The sequence below is a fragment of the Aquincola sp. J276 genome (genome assembly GCF_024700035.1).
GTDB lineage: Bacteria > Pseudomonadota > Gammaproteobacteria > Burkholderiales > Burkholderiaceae_C > Aquincola > Aquincola tertiaricarbonis.
This window is the reverse complement of record NZ_JAJONC010000001.1, coordinates 566,858-582,874: the sequence shown is the minus strand read 5'-3', so window position 1 is coordinate 582,874 and position 16,017 is coordinate 566,858. Positions and strand designations below refer to the sequence as shown.

The window sequence follows — 16,017 nt, the reverse complement described above, 5'->3', positions numbered from 1 at the left end:
TCAGCGGTCGAACACGGCCGCATAGCGGCGCTCGATCCAGCGGTTGCAGCCCAGCACGATGGCCACGTTGGCGATGAGCAGCAGCACCGCGATGGACGCGCCCAGCGGCCAGTTCAACGTGCTCAGGAATTCGTCGTACGCCGCGGTGGCCACCACCTTCAGCCGCCGCCCGCCCAGGATGGCCGGCGTGGCGAAGGCCGAGGCCGCCAGCGCGAAGACGATGATCGAGCCCGACAGCACGCCCGGCAGGATCTGCGGCAGCACCACGCGGCGGAACACCGTCATCGGCGGCGCGCCGAGGGACAGGCCGGCGTTCTCGATCTGCGGATCGAGCTTCAGCAGCGCGGCCCACACCGAGATCACCATGAACGGGATCAGCACATGGGTGAGCGCGATCACCACGCCGCTCATCGTGAACAGCAGCTTCACCGGCTCGTCGGTGATGCCCAGCGCCATCAGCGCCTGGTTGATCAGGCCCTGGTTGCCCATCAGGATGGCCCAGCCCAGCGTGCGCACCACCACCGAGATGAGCAGCGGCCCGAGGATGACCACCAGGAACATCGAGCGCCAGGGGTTGCGCATGCGCGCCAGGATGATGGTCTCGGGCACGCCGAACAGCACGCACAGCAGCGTGACGCCCAGCGCCATGCCGCCGGTGCGCAGGAAGATCTCGTGGTAGTAGCCGTCGCCCAGCACCTCGGCATAGTTGGCCAGCGTGTGCTCGGGCAGCACGCCGCGGGTGCCGTCGAAGGCATTGAACGACAGCAGCGCCGTCATCAGCAGCGGCACCAACAGCATGCCGATGTACAGCAGCAGCGCCGGCCCCGACAGCAGCCAGGGCGCCAGGCCCGGCCGTTCGTTGCGGGCCACGGCCTGCACGGAAGGATGGCTCATCACCTCAGCGGCCATGGGCGGCCTCCGCATGCAGCAGGCGGGCGTCGTCGTCGGTCCAGCGCAGGCCCACGGCCGTGCCCTCGCCCGGTGGCACCGTGCCCACGTTGGGCTGGCTCACGCGCAGCCGGCCCACCGCGCTGTCGATCTCCAGCATCCAGTGGCTGCCGAGGAACACCCGCGTGGCCACGCGGCCGTCGATGCCCTGCCCGGCCGGCACCACCTGGATGCGCTCCGGCCGCAGGTACACGTCGACCCGGCCGGCATAACGCTGGCCCTCGTGCGGCACGAACATGCGGCGTGCATCGGGCCCGGCCGAGGCACCCAGCGCCACCTCGCAGCAGCGCTCATGCGTGGCCACCACGCTGCCGGCCACGGTGTTGGTCTGGCCCAGGAAGGTGGAGGCGAAGGCCGACTGCGGCCGCTCATAGGCGTCGAAGGGCGTGCCCAGCTGCACGATGCGCCCGCCGTGCATCACCGCCACGCGGTCGCTCATCGTCATGGCTTCCACCTGGTCGTGCGTGACCAGGATGGTGGTGATGCCCAGGTGCCTCTGGATGCCGCGCAGCTCGATGTGCATTTCCTCGCGCAGCTTGGCGTCGAGGTTGGACATCGGCTCGTCCAGCAGCAGCACCGCAGGCCGGATGGCCAGCGCACGCGCCAGCGCCACGCGCTGCCGCTGGCCGCCCGACAAGGCCTTGGGATGACGCCCGCCCAGGCCGCCCAGGCGCACCAGCTCCAGCGTCTCGGCCACACGCTTGTCGCGCTCGGCACGCGGCACCTTGCGCATCTCCAGGCCGAAGCCCACGTTCTCCGCCACCGTCATGTGCGGGAACAGGGCATAGCTCTGGAACACCACGCCCATGCCGCGCTTCTCGGGCCGCAGCGCGGTGATGTCCTGGCCGTCGAGCACGATGCGGCCGCGGCTGGGGTCGACGAAGCCGGCCACCATCTGCAGCGTGGTGGTCTTGCCGCAGCCCGAAGGGCCCAGCAGCGAAGGAACTCGCCTTTCTCGATGGTCAGCGAGAGGCCATCGACGGCAGTGAAATCGCCAAAGTGCTTGGCGAGCCCATCAAGCGTGAGGTAGGACATGGCGGTGGCTTCCGTCAGCGGCCGCTCAGCGCTCGACCGAGCGGTTCCAGCGGTTGGTCCACTCGCCGCGCTTCTCGTTGACCACCGTCCAGTCGGTGGGAATCAGCTTGCCCACCTGTGCCTCGCCGTAGGGCACCTTGCCCGCGACGGCCGGTGCCAGCTGCGTGGCCTTGTTCACCGGGCCCCAGCCCTGGCCGTCGGCCAGCAGGGCCTGCACCTCGGGCGTCAGCAGGTACTGCAGCAGTGCCTGCGACTGCTGCGGCACGTCGCTCTGCACCACTGGGCAGCCGGCGATCATCAGCGCCAGCGCGCCTTCCTTCGGGTAGACGAACTCCACCGGGAAGCCGGTGTCCTTCAGCGCCTGCACGCGGCCGCTGCCCCACACGGCCAGCGTGATGTCGCCGTTCTGGAACAGCTCGGTCATCTTGCCCGGCGAAGGCTCCCAGGCCAGCACGTTGGGCGCCACCTCGCCGGTCATCGCCTTGAAGCCCGGCTCGATCGCCTTCTCGCCGCCCTGGCGCAGCTTGGCGAACATGATCAGCGTCTGCAGGCCGTAGGTGTTGCTGATCGGCGGGATGGCGACTTTCTGCTTGAACTGCTTGTTGGTCAGCAGCTCCCAGGAGTCGGGCTTGGCCAGGCCGGCCTTCTTGAAGGCCTCGACGTTGTAGGCCAGGCCGGTGGCCACCACGCCCACCGCCACCGACTTGTCGCTGAGCCTGGCCAGCGGATACAGCGGCGCATAGGCCTCGGGCTTGACCGCATCGCAGAAGCCGAACTGCACCGCTTGCTGCATCGGGCCGTCGTCCAGCAGCACCACGTCCAGTTCCTGCTTGGCCTTCTGCGCCTGCAGCTTGGCCAGCGTGTCGGTGGAGTTGCCGGCCACGTACACCACCTTCACGCCATGCTTGGCCTCGAACGCCGGGATGATCTTCTCCTTGAAGAGCTTCTCGGTGGAGCCGCCATAGGACCCGAGGTACAGCGTGGGCTGTTGGGCGATGGCGGCTTGGGCAGCGGCGGCAGCCGCCAGCGCGACGATGAGACGGGTCGGTTTCATACGGACTCCTTGTGCACCTGAAAGGGCCTTCACGCACCAGCTTGGTTCGGGTTTTCACCAATCCAATGCATTTGGCTTATGGGCACCCGCGGCGTGTTGGGAAGCGCTTTTCCGCAGGGCTGAGGCACAGTCTAGGAAGCGATGGGGCATGCGTGAAATACAATTTGTTCACCCGTCCATAACATCAGAACATGGGTTAAACGACCATGCGCATCCGTCAACTCGAAGCCTTCCGCGCGGTGATGCTGTGCCAGACGGTCACCAAGGCGTCGGAGATGCTGCACATCAGCCAGCCCGCGGCCACGCGGCTGATTGCCGACCTGGAGCAGAGCATCGGCTTCGCGCTGTTCGAGCGCGTGCGCGGCCGGCTGATCCCCACGCCCGAGGCGCAGACGCTGTATGAGGAAGTGCAGCAAAGCCTGCTGGGCGTGGACCGCATCGCCCGCACGGCCGAAGAGATCCGCCATCAGCAGCGCGGCGTGCTGCAGGTGGCCGCGGCGCCGGCGCTGTCGATCTCGTTCCTGCCGCGGGCGACGGCGCAGTTCCTGGTGGAGCGGCCGCAGACCCAGATCTCGCTGCTGTCGCATTCGTCGCGCACGGTGGTCGACATGGTGGTGGGCCAGCGCTGCGACATCGGCTTCGCCATCCTGGCGATGAACGCGCCCAGCACCCACGGCGAGCCGCTGCTGGCCACGCGCATGCTGTGCGCGGTGCCGGCGGGCCACCGGCTGGCCAGCTACAGCGTGGTCAAGCCGACCGACCTGAAGGGCGAGCACTTCGCCTCATTCCCGCGGGTGCTGGACACGCGGCTGCATGTGGACGCGCTGTTCGCGGCCCACGGCGTGGAGCGCATCCTGCGCTTCGAGACGCAGATCAGCCACGGCCTGTGCAGCTTCGTCGAATCGGGCCTGGCGGTGGCGCTGGTCGACCCCATCACCGCCAGCGAATACCGCGGCGACGGCATCCGCTTCATCCCGTTCGAGCCAACCATCCGCATGGACTTCACCGTGCTCACGCCCATCCAGCGCCGGCCGGCGATGCTGGTGCAGACCTATGTGCAGTACGTGCGGGAGTACGCGCTGAAGCAGCTGGATCCGAGGTGTGTGGTGTTGTGAGGTCTGGGCCTTTGAGGTGGTGCTGCTGGCGAGGCCGCTTGTTCTGTTCTTGTTCGACCGCCGCGCGGGGGGCGGTGCCCGGTGGGGCTCATGCTGGGGTGGTCCGGCCTCGCAGGCCGGACTTCGCTGCGGTGCTCGCGCCGAGGTCGCGCGGCCGAACTCGCTGCGTTCACTACGTTCACTGCGCTCGGACAGCGGCCGCGGATCAGTCTACGAAGCGCGCTGCGCGCGCCGACCTCGGCGCTGCGCTCCTCGCCACCCCAAAAATCGCCCCACCGGGCACCGCCCCCCGCACGGCTCTGCTCTGCGGATGCACTGGTGCCGTGCGAAGGCGCCAGGCAAGTCACCAAACAGCCCCGCTCTACAGTTGTCACCTAGCAGTCCATGCACCCCGCCATGCCCTACACCCTCGACACGCTCGACACCCCCGCCGCCATCGTCTGCCTGCCGCGCATGCAGCACAACATCGCCCGCATGCAGCAGCAGGCCGAGCGCCTCGGCGTGCTGCTGCGGCCGCATGCCAAGACCACCAAGTGCGCCGAAGTGGTCGCGGCCCAGCAGGCGGCCGGTGCCTCGGGCATCACCGTGTCCACGCTGAAGGAGGCCGAGCAGTTCTTCGCCCAGGGCGTGACCGACATCCTGTATGCGGTGGGCATGGCGCCGCACCGGCTGCCGCAGGCACTGGCGCTGCGCCAGCGCGGCTGCGCACTGAAGATCCTCACCGACAGCGTGATCGGTGCACAGGCCATCGTGGACTTCGGCCGCGCCCACGCGCATGCCTTCGACGTGCTGATCGAGATCGACACCGACGGCCACCGCTCCGGCATCACGCCCGACGACGCGGCGCTGCTGGACGTCGGCCGCCTGCTGCATGAAGGCGGCATGCGGCTGGCCGGCGTGCTCACCCATGCCGGCTCCAGCTACGAGCTGGACACGCCACAGGCCCTGGCCGCCCTGGCCGAGCAGGAGCGGGCCGGCTGCGTGCATGCGGCGCAGCGGCTGCGCGCGGCGGGCCTGCCCTGCCCCGTGGTGTCGGTGGGCTCCACGCCCACGGCGCTGGCCGCCGAATCGCTCGAAGGCGTGACCGAGCTGCGCGCCGGCGTGTACGTGTTCTTCGACCTGGTGATGCACAACGTGGGCGTGTGCCGTACCGACGAGATCGCGCTCAGCGTGCTCACCACCGTCATCGGCCACCAGGCCGACAAGGGCTGGGCCATCGTGGATGCCGGCTGGATGGCGATGAGCCGCGACCGCGGCACCGCGCGCCAGGCACAGGACTACGGCTACGGCCAGGTGTGCGCGCTGGATGGCACGCCGATGCCGGGATGGCGGATGTCGTCGGCCAACCAGGAGCACGGCATCGTCTCGCACAGCGCCGCGCCGGGAACGCAGAACGCCCCCCATCGACGTTGCCGCCGCCCTGCCCATCGGCACCCGGCTGCGCATCCTGCCCAACCATGCCTGCGCCACCGGCGCGCAGTTCCCGCAGTACCACGCGCTGGCCGAGGATGGCGCGGTGCAGGCCTGGCACCGCTTCCACGGCTGGTGACGCACTTCAGTTCAGCACATAGCCGCGCGGCTGCAACGGCTCGGGCAGCGGCTGCACGCCCAGCTGCTCCAGCAGGTCGATCTCCAGCCCGCGCACCAGCGCATTGAGCGGCAGGTCGTTGTCGGCACGGCCGAAGGGCTCTTCCAGCTCGTCGCCCAGCGCATCCAGGCCGAAGAAGGTGTAGGCCACGATGACCACCACCAGCGGCGTCAGTGCGCCCAGCGTGGCGGCCAGGCCGAAGGGCAGCAGCAGGCAGAAGAACCAGGCCGTGCGGTGCAGCAGCAGCGAATAGGCGAAGGGCGTGGGCGTGCCCTTGAGCCGCTCGCAAGCGGCCTGCACCGCGGTGCATTCATGCAGGTGCGCCATCAGCGCCTGGTAGACGATGTCGCCCAGCGCACCGGCGCCGCGGGCGCCGGCCAGGTCGCGTGCGATGAGGCCGGCGACCAGGTTGTTGGCATTGCGCGCGGCCGCCAGCACCGGCTGCTCGGCCACGGACAGCCACGGCGCGGCCGCAGCCACCGCGTCGTCATCGCGCAGCCGGGCGGCCAGCGCATGGGCGAAGCCGATGCAGCGGCGCACCACGGCCTGGGCCACTGCGGGCTGGTCGGGCAGCGCGGCGAGTGCCTCGCGGGCCAGCGCACGGCTGGCCGCCAGCAGGCTGCCCCACTGCCGGCGCGCCTCCCACCAGCGGTCGTAGCAGACGTTGTTGCGAAAGCCCAGGAACACCGACAGCGCCAGCCCCAGCAGCGAGAACGGCACCGCCGCCAGGTGCGCTGCGTCCAGCCGCGCATCGCGGCCCTGCAGCCACACCGCCAGCACCGAGACGGCCGCCACCAGCGCCAGCTTGCCGGCGATGTGCGGCACGATGGAGCCGCGCAGCACGAAGAACAGGCGCCAGGCGCTGGGTCGGGGTCGCACGATCATCGGCCGATTGTGGAGCCGGCCGACAGGCACGTGCCTTGCCGCTGCGCTGCACCTCCACCGCAGCGCAGCACCACTCGCCCATGCCCGCCAGCCCGCTCGATCCGCAACAGAAATGGCCCGACCGCCTGTGGGTGGTGCGCCATGGCCAGAGCGCCGGCAACGTGGCGCGCGACAAGGCCGAGGCCGCCGGCCTGCCGCTGATCGACATCGCCACCCGCGACATGGACGTGCCGCTGTCGGCGCTGGGCGAGCGGCAGTCGCTGGCGCTGGGCGAATGGTTCGGCGGCATGCCGGCCGACGAACGGCCCAACGTGGTGCTGTGCTCGCCCTACGTGCGCGCCCGCCAGACCACCGAGCTGGTGATGCAGGCCGCGGGCCTGGCCGGTGGCGACGACGAGCTGCAGGTGCGGGTGGACGAACGGCTGCGCGAGAAGGAGTTCGGCATCCTGGACCGGCTCACTCGCCTGGGCATCGAGCAGCAGCATCCGCAGCTGGCCGAGCAGCGCAGCCACGTGGGCAAGTTCTACTTCCGCCCACCCGGCGGCGAGAGCTGGTGCGACGTCATCCTCCGGCTGCGCAGCGTGCTGGAGACGGTGACGCGCGAGCACCGCGGCGAGCGCGTGCTGATCGTGGCGCACCAGGTGATCGTCAACTGCCTGCGCTACCTGCTGGAGCGCATGGACGAGGCCCAGGTGCTGGAGACCGACCGCGCCGGCGACGTGCCCAACTGCGCCGTCACCTGGTATGCCTTCGACCGCACGCTGGGCCGCCGCGGCAAGCTGGCGCTGCAGCAGGCCAACTTCGTGCGGCCGGTGGTGGAAGCCGGCGAGCCGGTGACGGCCGAGCCCGACATGCCGGCAGCACCCAAGTCATGAGCGACCGCTTGTCTTCGCTGCCGCCGCCGCTGCTGCTGGACGAGGCCGCGCTGCGCGCCTGGCCGCTGCCCCTGCCCGACGAGGATGGCGACAAGGAACAGCGCGGCCGGGTGCTGGTGATCGCCGGCGGGCCGGAGATGCCCGGCGCGGCCGTGCTGTCGGCCGTGGCCGCCATGCGCGCGGGCGCCGGCAAGCTCACCATCGCCACCGCCGCCAGCGTGGCCGCGGGCGTGGCGCTGGCCGTGCCCGAAGCCCGGGTGCTGGCCCTGCCCGAGACCGCGGCGGGCGGCCTGGCGGCCAAGGGCCTGGCGCTGCTGGAGGACATCCTGCCCAGCGCACGGGCGGTGCTGTTCGGCCCCGGCGTGCAGGACGAAGGCGCGGCAGTGGACTTCGCACGCGGGCTGCTGACGCGCTGCCGCCATACCGCGCTGGTGCTGGATGCCTATGGCATGTGCGTGGTGAAGTCGCCGCCCGAAGGCCAGCCCTGGCCGCCGCGCCAGGCCTGGGCACTGACGCCGCATGCCGGCGAGATGGCCTCGCTCACCGGCATCGACAAGGACGAGGTGCAGGCGCGGCCGCTGCAGCTGGCGCAGCAGGCGGCGCGGCAATGGCAGGCGGTGGTGGCGCTCAAGGGCCGGCAGACCTTCATCGCCGCGCCGGGCGAGGAACGCGCCTGGCAGCACGATGGCGGCAACGTGGGCCTGGCCACGTCCGGCTCCGGCGACGTGCTGGCCGGCCTGGTGGCCGGCCTGGCCGCACGCGGCGCCCCGCTGGCCCAGGCCTGTGCCTGGGGCGTGGTGCTGCATGCCCATGCGGGCGACCGGCTCACGCGCCGGCTGGGCATGCTGGGCCTGCTGGCCCGTGAGCTGCCCGGCGAGGTGCCGGACCTGCTGCGCGAGCTGGGACCGTGCGCGGCGTGAGCGCTGCCGGCGCGGAGCACCGGCGCGGGGTTCAGTGCCGGCGGCGGCGCGCGGCGAAGCCCACGGCTGCCAGGCCGGCGAGCATCAGGGCATAGGTCTCGGGCTCCGGCACCGGGGCCAGCACCAGCGAGCCCTGCAGGTTGCCGTAGCCGTCGGACGGGCCGGTGAAGCTGCCCGCGATCTCCACTTCCAGCGGCCCGCGGAAGGTGCCGCGCACCAGGCCCAGGTAGGTGCCGTCGACGCTGGGGGACAGCGTCCAGGCCGTGCCGTTCAGCGTCACGCTGCTGAAGCTGAAGTTGGTGGCGCTGATGTCGCCCTTGACCGTGTACTGCTGCTGGCCGGCTTCGCCGCCGCCCAGGTTCAGCACGAAGTTGAAGGCGGTGTCCTCGCCGGTGATGCGCGTGGCACCGAAGGAGAAGGTGGAGGACAGGTTGTCGAAGGTTTGCGACGTGAGCGCGGCGGCGGAGGCCTGCAGGCCGGTGGCGGCCAGCACGGCGGCAACGGCAATGGCGTTGAATTTCATACAGCTCCCGGGAAGGTTGATGGGTTCGGCACACGCCGCGCAAGACGCGGCGGCAGCGCGCCACGGCAAGCGGCATACCCGGGAGCGGAGGAGTTCAGCCGGCCTGGAGGGACGGCGCCGCGCCATCGTTGTCGCCGTCTTCCCCCGCCGGCGCGGTGGGCTCCTGCATGGCGTCCACCGCAGTGGCCAGGGCGACCGGCGGCGGCTCGGCGGCCGGCGCTTCGGCCTGCGCCTGGAGCGGGGCACCGGCCTGGGCATCGACCCCTGCATCGGCATGCGGATAGGTGACGCTCGGCACCGCCTTGCGGCCGCCCGTGCCCCTGCCCGGCTTCCCGGCCTTTGCAACGCTGGCGTCGGCCGCGGGCATCGGCGCCGTGGCCGTCGCCGCGGCCAGCTTCTTCTCCAGCGCACGGATGCGCTGCTCGGCCTTGGACAGTGCGGCGCGGGTGCCGCCATGCTCGGCCTCGACGGCGGCCAGCGCTTCGGCATGGCCGCCGGTGGCCAGCTTGTGCTCGGCCTTCAGCGCCTTCAGCTGCGCCTTGCTGCGCAACAGCTTCTGCAGGGCGCTGGCAGGCATCTCCACCGTCCATTCGCCGTCGCGCTCGGCGATGCTGTGGAAGTCCACCTTGTCTTCCAGCAAGAAGGCGAGCTTCTTCGGAAGGTCGAAGCGCCCGGCTTCGATGCGGCTGCGGTCGATCTTCTTGGCCATGGTCTGCTGCAATCGGTACTGAAGGAGAAAGGATGTTAAGCGCGCAGTGCGGGCAGCACTTCGCGGCCGAAGGCCTCGATGAAGGCGGCCTGGTCACCGCCCACCTGGTGCAGGTCGATGGACGTCACGCCCAGCGCGGCCACCTGCCGCAGATGGTCCACATGCCGGCCCAGGTCGGCCGCCACCATCACCTTGGCGCGCATGTCCTCCGGGCGCAGGTGGGCCGTGAGCCGGACGAAGTCCTCGGGCTGGCGGGCATCGGCATTGGCCTGGCTGCCGCCGGCGTTGAAGCGCCATTGCTCGAAGGCCTGCTCCAGCGCCTGCGCATCGGTGTCGGCCCAGCTGAGGTCCACCTTCACATGCACCGGCTTGTCGGGCCCCGCCTGTTCGCGGAAGGCGGCGATCAGGGCACGCAGCTGCTGCAGGTCGTGCGACACGGTCAGCAGGCCCTCGGCCCAGCCGCCCAGCCAGCGCGCCGTCTCCACGCTGGTGGCCGCGCCCACCAGCACCGTGCGCTGTGGCGGCCGGCACCACAGCCGCGCGTCCACCACCGCGGGCGGGCCGGGCTCGGTCACGCGCTCGCCATCCAGCAGGCGGCGCATGGCCTGGGCCGCGCGCTGCAGCCGCTGGTTGCGCTCGGGCTTGTCGGGCCAGCCCTGGCCCACCAGGCCTTCATTGACCGCCTCGCCGCTGCCCAGCGCCACCCAGGGCAGGCGGCCCGGGTACAGGCGCTGCAGCGTGGCGATGCCCTGCGCCAGCACCAGCGGCTGGTAGCGCCAGCCACCGGGCACGGTGATGGTGCCGAAGCGCAGCCGCCGGGTGGCCTGCAGCGCCGCCCCCAGCCACACCCAGCTCAGCGCCGAATGGCCCTGGGAAGGCGACCAGGGCTGTGCATGGTCGGAGCTGAAGACCGCATCGAAGCCGGCAGCCTCGGCCTGCTGCGCCAGCGCCAGCAATTGCTCGGGCGGAAACTGCTCCTGGGAGGCATGGAAGCTGAACTGCGGCATGGTGGCGGGCTCGGGATCGCGGCGGTCCGCGGAACCGCCCGGGCGGCAAGGTGCATGCCCGGCGCGGCGGCCCGGCCGCTCATTCGCCCAGCAGGTGCAGCACCACCTCGCGCCGGTGCGGCCGGCTGCGGTGCTCCCAGAGGTACAGGCCCTGCCAGGTGCCCAGCGCCAGCCGGCCGCCCAGCAGCGGCACGCTGAGCTGCACCGCGGTGAGGGCCGCGCGCACATGGGCCGGCATGTCGTCCGGGCCTTCGTCGACATGGCGGAACAGCGGGTCGCCGTCGGGCACCAGGCGGGCGAAGAAGCGCTCGAGGTCGGCCCGCACCTGCGGGTCGGCGTTCTCCTGCACCAGCAGGCTGGCCGAGGTGTGGCGGACGAACAGCGTCAGCAGGCCCTGGCCGTAGCCGCAGCCGCGCACCCAGTCGGCCACCGGGCGGGTGATGTCGAGCAGGCCTCGGCCGCGGGTCTCGAACTGGAGCGTGGTGGTGGCTTGTCGGAGCATGCGTGCGAGCTTAAGCGCCGCCTCGTGCCGAGCCTGCTGGCACGCCGGCATGCCGATTGCCGGGCGTTGCGCCCCCATGACCCGAGGAACCCCCATGGCCAGAGCCGCGTCCGCCAAGACCGCAGCAAACCCTGCTTCCACCCCGCAGGCCACCGCCCCTGAAGCACCTGCCAAGGCGGCCCGCAAGAAGGCCGCCGCTGCGCCCAGCGGACAGACCACGCCGGCAGCACCGACGAAGAAGGCGACCCAGCGCACGCGGGCTGCCGAGCCCGCCCGGCCCACCGAGCCGGTGAAGGCCGAGGCAGCCGCCAAGCCCGTCCGGGTCGGCCCCTCCGCGGCCGGCGCCGCAGCCAAGTCGCGCAGCCGCAAGCCGGCGACCCCGGTGGATGCCGCCGGCGCTGCCGGTACGCAGGCCGGCGATGCCGACGGCAGCACGCCCTCCGGCCCCAGCCGCGAGCAGCGCGTGCGCGAGGCGGCCTACCAGCGCTACCTGGCCCGCGGCCAGTCGCATGGCCATCATGAGCATGACTGGCTGGAAGCCGAGCGCGAGGTGGATGCGCAGCAGCCGCCGCAGGGTCGCCAGCCGGGCTGAGCGAAGCGGCTGGCGGGGTCGCCACGGGCCTCCATAATTTCCGCTCTTGCGGGGTCGTTGGATGCCGCTGCCGCCGCATCACCCCGGAGCCCCGCCGTGCCTGAAGTACCCCGCCCCACCGCCCCGCCGTCCGCCGAGGAGCGGCCGACCCGACGGTCCGACCTGCGCTTTCCGGTCGTCGGCATCGGTGCTTCGGCCGGCGGCATCGCCGCGGTGGTGCGGCTGCTGCAGCCGCTGCCGCCGCAGCCCGGCATGGCCTTCGTCGTGGTGCTGCACCTGTCGGCCGAGCATGAGAGCCATGCCGCCGAGATCCTGCAGCGCGCCACGCCGATGCCGGTGATGCAGGTGACGGAGACCACGCGCATCGAGGTGGACCGGGTGTACGTCATCGCCCCGGCGCTGCAGCTGGCGATGGACGACGGCCACCTGGTGGTGGACGAACGCCGCGCGCGCGGCCGGCCGGTGGCCATCGACCTCTTCTTCCGCACGCTGGCCCGCGCCCACCGGGAGCGGGCGATGGCGGTGGTGCTGTCCGGCGCCGGCAACGACGGCACGCTGGGCCTGGGCGAGGTCAAGGCCGAAGGCGGCGTGGCCCTGGCCCAGCTGCCCTCCGATGCCGAGTACGACGCCATGCCCGCGGCCGCCATCGCCAGCGGCCATGTGGACTTCATCCTGCCGGCCGCGCGCATCGGCGACAAGCTGCTGGAGGTGTGGGACACCGCGCGCCGCATCGAGCTGCCCGACGACGGCGAGGCCGGCCTGCGCACCGAGCGGCCGGCCCCCGGCCTGCAGCGCGACCTGGCCGAGCAGGCGCTGCAGGACACCATGGCCATCCTGGCCCAGCGCACCGCCAACGACTTCCGCCACTACAAGCGCGGCACCGTGCTGCGCCGGCTGGAACGCCGCATGCAGGTCACGCGGCAGGCCACGCTGCCTTCGTACCGCGAGTACCTGGATGCGCATCCGCAGGAAGCCGGCCTGCTGCTGCAGGACATGCTGATCAGCGTGACCACCTTCTTCCGCGACGCGGCCGCCTACGAGGCGCTCGAACGGGAGATCGTGGCCACCCTGTTCAACCGGCGGCCGCAAGCCGCCACGCTGCGCGCCTGGGTGGTGGGCTGCGCCACCGGCGAGGAAGCCTATTCACTGGCCATGCTGCTCAACGAGCATGCGCCCGACAAGCTGCCGCGCCAGACGGTGCAGGTCTTCGCCTCCGACATCGACGACCGGGCGCTGTCGGTGGCCCGCGCGGGCATCTATCCCGAGGCCATCGTGGCCGACGTGCGCCCCAGCCAGCTGCGCCAGTTCTTCGACATGGAGATGGGCAGCTTCCGGGTGAAGAAGGCGCTGCGCGAGCAGGTGCTGTTCGCCCGCCACAACGTGCTGCGCGACCCGCCCTTCTCCCGCGTGGACGTCATCACCTGCCGCAACCTGCTCATCTACCTGGAGCGCGAGGTGCAGGCCGAGGTGCTGGAGGCCTTCCACTTCGCCCTCAACCCCGGCGGGCTGCTGTTCCTGGGCAGCGCGGAGTCGGCCGACTTCCTGCCGGAGCACTTCACGCCGGTGGACAAGAAGCACCGCATCTACCGCGCCAATCCCGTGCGCCAGGCGCGGCGCGACCTGCTGCCGCTGCGCGGCACCGACATGCCGCGCAGCAGCCTGCAGCGCGAGCCCGAGGTGCTGCCGCTGCAGCCGCCGCCGCTGGCGCTGCTGCACCAGCGGCTGCTGCTGGAGGAGGACGAGGCCAGCATCGTGGTGGATGCGCGCGGCCACGTCCTGCACACCAGCCTGGGCGCCTCGCGCTTCCTGCGGCATGTGGAGGGGGTGCCATCCACCGACCTGCTGGACCTGGTGCTGCCGGAGCTGGCGGCGCCGCTGCGCGCGGCCATGCTGCTGGCCCGGCGCGACGGCCAGCGGGTGATGGCGCAGCCGGTCACCATCCAGGGCGAGCAGTCGCCCATCACCGTGTGCATGAGCGTGCGGCTGGGCAAGCCGCTGGGCGAGGCCGGCCTGATGCTGGTGCGGCTGCAGGAATTCGATGCCACGCTGCTGGCGCCGGCCGCCGCGCCCGGCGAGGCGCACGACCCCACCTGGCAGGTGCTGGACGAGGCGCTGCGCGCGCTGCAGGCCCAGCTGCACGGCACCATCGGCGAATCGGCCATCTCCGGCGAGGCGCTGCGCGCCACCAACGAGGAGCTGCAGTCGATGAACGAGGAGCTGCGCTCGGCCACCGAGGAGCTGGAGACCAGCAAGGAGGAGCTGCAGTCGGTCAACGAGGAGCTGACCACCGTCAACTTCGAGCTCAAGCGCAAGGTGGAGGAGACAGCCAAGGTCAACGACGACCTGAGCAACCTCATCGCCTCCATGAGCATGGCCACCGTCTTCGTCGACCGCGAGGTGCGCATCCGCGGCATCACGCCGCTGGCCACCAAGCTGTTCAACATCCTGTCCACCGACGTCGGCCGGCCGCTGCGCGACCTCACCCACCGCCTGCGCTACGAAGGCCTGGGCGACGACGTGGCCGAGGTGCTGGCCACGCTGCGCCTGCAGGAGCGCGAGGTGGCCTCCACCGACGGCAGCTGGTACCTGATGCGCATCTCGGTCTACCGCACCAGCGACAACCGCATCGACGGCGCGGTGCTGAACTTCATCGACGTGACCGAGCGCCGCAGCGCGCAGGACCAGGTGCGAGCCCGCGACGAGCGGCTGCGCCTGGTGGCCGAGAGCACCCGCGACTACGCGGTGCTGACGATGGATGCCCAAGGCAACGTCACCGGCTGGAACAAGGGCGCCGAGCTGATGTTCGGCTACACCGAGCAGGAGATGCTGGGCGTGCCCTTCGCGCGCCTGTTCGTGCCCGAGGACCGCGCCGCCGGCAAGCCGGAGCAGGAGCTGCACACCGCGGCCACCGAAGGCCGCGCGCTGGACGAGCGCTGGCACCTGCGCAAGGACGGCAGCCGCTTCTACTGCAGCGGCATCACCACGCCGCTGACCGAGAACGGCGTGGCCGGCTTCGCCAAGATCGCGCGCGACCTCACCGAGCGCCAGCGGCTGGAGCGCCAGCGCGAGGAACTGCTGCAGGCCGAGCAGCAGGTGCGCCGGCAGCTGGAAGCCGCCAGCAACCTGCGCAACCAGTTCCTGGCGGTGATGTCGCACGAGCTGAAGAACCCGCTGAACCTGGTGCTCATCAGCGCCGAGGCGCTGGCCCGTTCGCCCGAGGTGTCGGTGCAGCCACGGCTGCTGCGCACGGTGGACACCATCCGCCGCACCGTGCATGCGCAGTCGCAGATCATCGACGACCTGCTGGACCTGTCGCGGGTGCAGACGGGCAAGCTCTCGCTCACCCGCACGCCGGTGCAGTGGCGGCCCATCGTCGAGAACATCTGCGAGGCGGTGCGCCCCGAGGCGCAGGAGCGCCGGCTGCAGCTCACGCTGCAGGCCACCGATGCCACGGTGTATGCCGATGCGGTGCGGGTGGAGCAGATCGTCTGGAACCTGCTGAGCAATGCCCTGAAGTTCACGCCCGAGGGCGGCCGCATCGAGGTACGGCTGCGGCCCGAGGGCGGCAGCGCGGTGCTGGAGGTGCAGGACAGCGGCCGCGGCATCGCGCCGCACTTTCTGCCGCTGCTGTTCGACATGTTCGAGCAGGAGGACCGCATGGCCACCACCCGCCGCGGCGGCGGCCTGGGCATCGGCCTGGCGCTGGTGCGCGACCTAGCGCAGCTGCATGGCGGCACGGTGGAGGCGCACTCCGAAGGCGAAGGCCGCGGTGCCCTGTTCCGCGTGCGGCTGCCGCTGTTCGGCAACGGCATCGCCGGCGGCACGGGCACGCCGCGGCGCGACCTGCTGGCCGGCCGCCGCGTGCTGCTGGTGGACGAGGACCCGGCCATGCTGCATGCGCTGGCCGAGCTGCTGGAGGCCGAGGGCGCGCAGGTCATCGCCGCCGCTGGCGCCCGCGAGGCGCTGTCGCATGCCGCCGGCACCGGCTTCGAGCTGCTGCTGGCCGACGTGGGCGTGACCGAGATGACCGCCGGCGCGATGCTGGCCGAGCTGCGCGAGACCGCGCCCGGCGACTGGCCGGCGCTGGCCATCAGCGGCTACGGCCAGCGCACTCGGCTGCCGGGCGGCGGCTGGGCCGACGGCTTCGATGCGCAGCTGGACAAGCCGCTGTCGATGGAGCTGCTGCTGCAGGCACTGGCGGGGCTGGACAAGCCCGGGGACTGACGCCGAGCGGGCATCGCGGCCGGCATGTGCCTTGCCATGC

General features: G+C 71.6%; 11 protein-coding genes and 3 pseudogenes. 6 read left to right on the top strand and 8 right to left on the bottom strand.

The features are described 5' to 3' along the window. From LRS14_RS02795 to LRS14_RS02785, 3 genes and pseudogenes are all read right to left on the bottom strand, one after another. Positions 1–894 carry an ABC transporter permease gene (locus tag LRS14_RS02795; protein ID WP_257798522.1) on the bottom strand — a complete coding sequence of 298 codons (894 nt, stop codon included), beginning with the start codon at positions 892–894 and terminating at the stop codon, positions 1–3. 4 nt (positions 895–898) lie between these two features. After that, positions 899–1,983, bottom strand: a pseudogene (locus LRS14_RS02790) (ABC transporter ATP-binding protein). A 25-nt stretch (positions 1,984–2,008) separates the two neighbouring features. Beyond that, the gene (locus tag LRS14_RS02785) at positions 2,009–3,037 is read right to left on the bottom strand and encodes an ABC transporter substrate-binding protein (protein WP_257798520.1); all 1,029 of its coding nucleotides are present in this window, start codon (positions 3,035–3,037) and stop codon (positions 2,009–2,011) included. Between the two features lie 206 nt (positions 3,038–3,243). On the opposite strand from LRS14_RS02785, the gene LRS14_RS02780 reads away from it, so the two are divergent. Continuing rightward, positions 3,244–4,152, top strand: a complete 909-nt coding sequence (locus LRS14_RS02780; RefSeq protein ID WP_257798519.1) for a LysR substrate-binding domain-containing protein — start codon at positions 3,244–3,246, stop codon at positions 4,150–4,152. 396 nt (positions 4,153–4,548) lie between these two features. After that, positions 4,549–5,701, top strand: a pseudogene (locus LRS14_RS02775) (DSD1 family PLP-dependent enzyme). Between the two features lie 6 nt (positions 5,702–5,707). Here LRS14_RS02775 and LRS14_RS02770 read toward each other — a convergent pair. After that, the gene (locus LRS14_RS02770; RefSeq protein ID WP_257798518.1) at positions 5,708–6,625 is read right to left on the bottom strand and encodes a bestrophin family protein; all 918 of its coding nucleotides are present in this window, start codon (positions 6,623–6,625) and stop codon (positions 5,708–5,710) included. 80 nt (positions 6,626–6,705) lie between these two features. Here LRS14_RS02770 and LRS14_RS02765 point away from each other — a divergent pair, with 80 nt between their 5' ends. Then, a complete protein-coding gene (locus tag LRS14_RS02765) occupies positions 6,706–7,500 on the top strand; it encodes a histidine phosphatase family protein (RefSeq protein WP_046115378.1) in 795 nt (264 codons plus the stop codon). Further along, positions 7,497–8,420: an NAD(P)H-hydrate dehydratase gene (locus LRS14_RS02760; RefSeq protein ID WP_046115337.1), complete on the top strand. Its 924-nt coding sequence runs from the start codon at positions 7,497–7,499 to the stop codon at positions 8,418–8,420. Before LRS14_RS02765 ends, LRS14_RS02760 begins: the two co-directional genes overlap by 4 nt. Before the next feature lie 31 nt (positions 8,421–8,451). On the opposite strand, the pseudogene LRS14_RS02755 reads toward LRS14_RS02760, so the two are convergent. From LRS14_RS02755 to LRS14_RS02740, 4 genes and pseudogenes are all read right to left on the bottom strand, one after another. Then, positions 8,452–8,913, bottom strand: a pseudogene (locus tag LRS14_RS02755) (FxDxF family PEP-CTERM protein); the annotation flags it as partial. Between the two features lie 124 nt (positions 8,914–9,037). Continuing rightward, entirely contained in the window at positions 9,038–9,652 is a 615-nt protein-coding gene (locus LRS14_RS02750; RefSeq protein ID WP_257798515.1) for a hypothetical protein, read from the bottom strand. A 35-nt stretch (positions 9,653–9,687) separates the two neighbouring features. Beyond that, the gene (locus LRS14_RS02745; protein WP_046115334.1) at positions 9,688–10,659 is read right to left on the bottom strand and encodes a TIGR03885 family FMN-dependent LLM class oxidoreductase; all 972 of its coding nucleotides are present in this window, start codon (positions 10,657–10,659) and stop codon (positions 9,688–9,690) included. Positions 10,660–10,738: 79 nt separating this feature from the next. Then, complete coding sequence (locus tag LRS14_RS02740; RefSeq protein ID WP_257798514.1) at positions 10,739–11,161, bottom strand: secondary thiamine-phosphate synthase enzyme YjbQ; 423 nt, start codon at positions 11,159–11,161, stop codon at positions 10,739–10,741. A gap of 94 nt (positions 11,162–11,255) precedes the next feature. On the opposite strand from LRS14_RS02740, the gene LRS14_RS02735 reads away from it, so the two are divergent. Beyond that, positions 11,256–11,753, top strand: a complete 498-nt coding sequence (locus tag LRS14_RS02735; protein ID WP_257798513.1) for a DUF2934 domain-containing protein — start codon at positions 11,256–11,258, stop codon at positions 11,751–11,753. A 96-nt stretch (positions 11,754–11,849) separates the two neighbouring features. Then, a complete protein-coding gene (locus tag LRS14_RS02730; protein ID WP_257798512.1) occupies positions 11,850–15,977 on the top strand; it encodes a CheR family methyltransferase in 4,128 nt (1,375 codons plus the stop codon). The last annotated feature ends 40 nt before the right edge of the window (positions 15,978–16,017 follow it).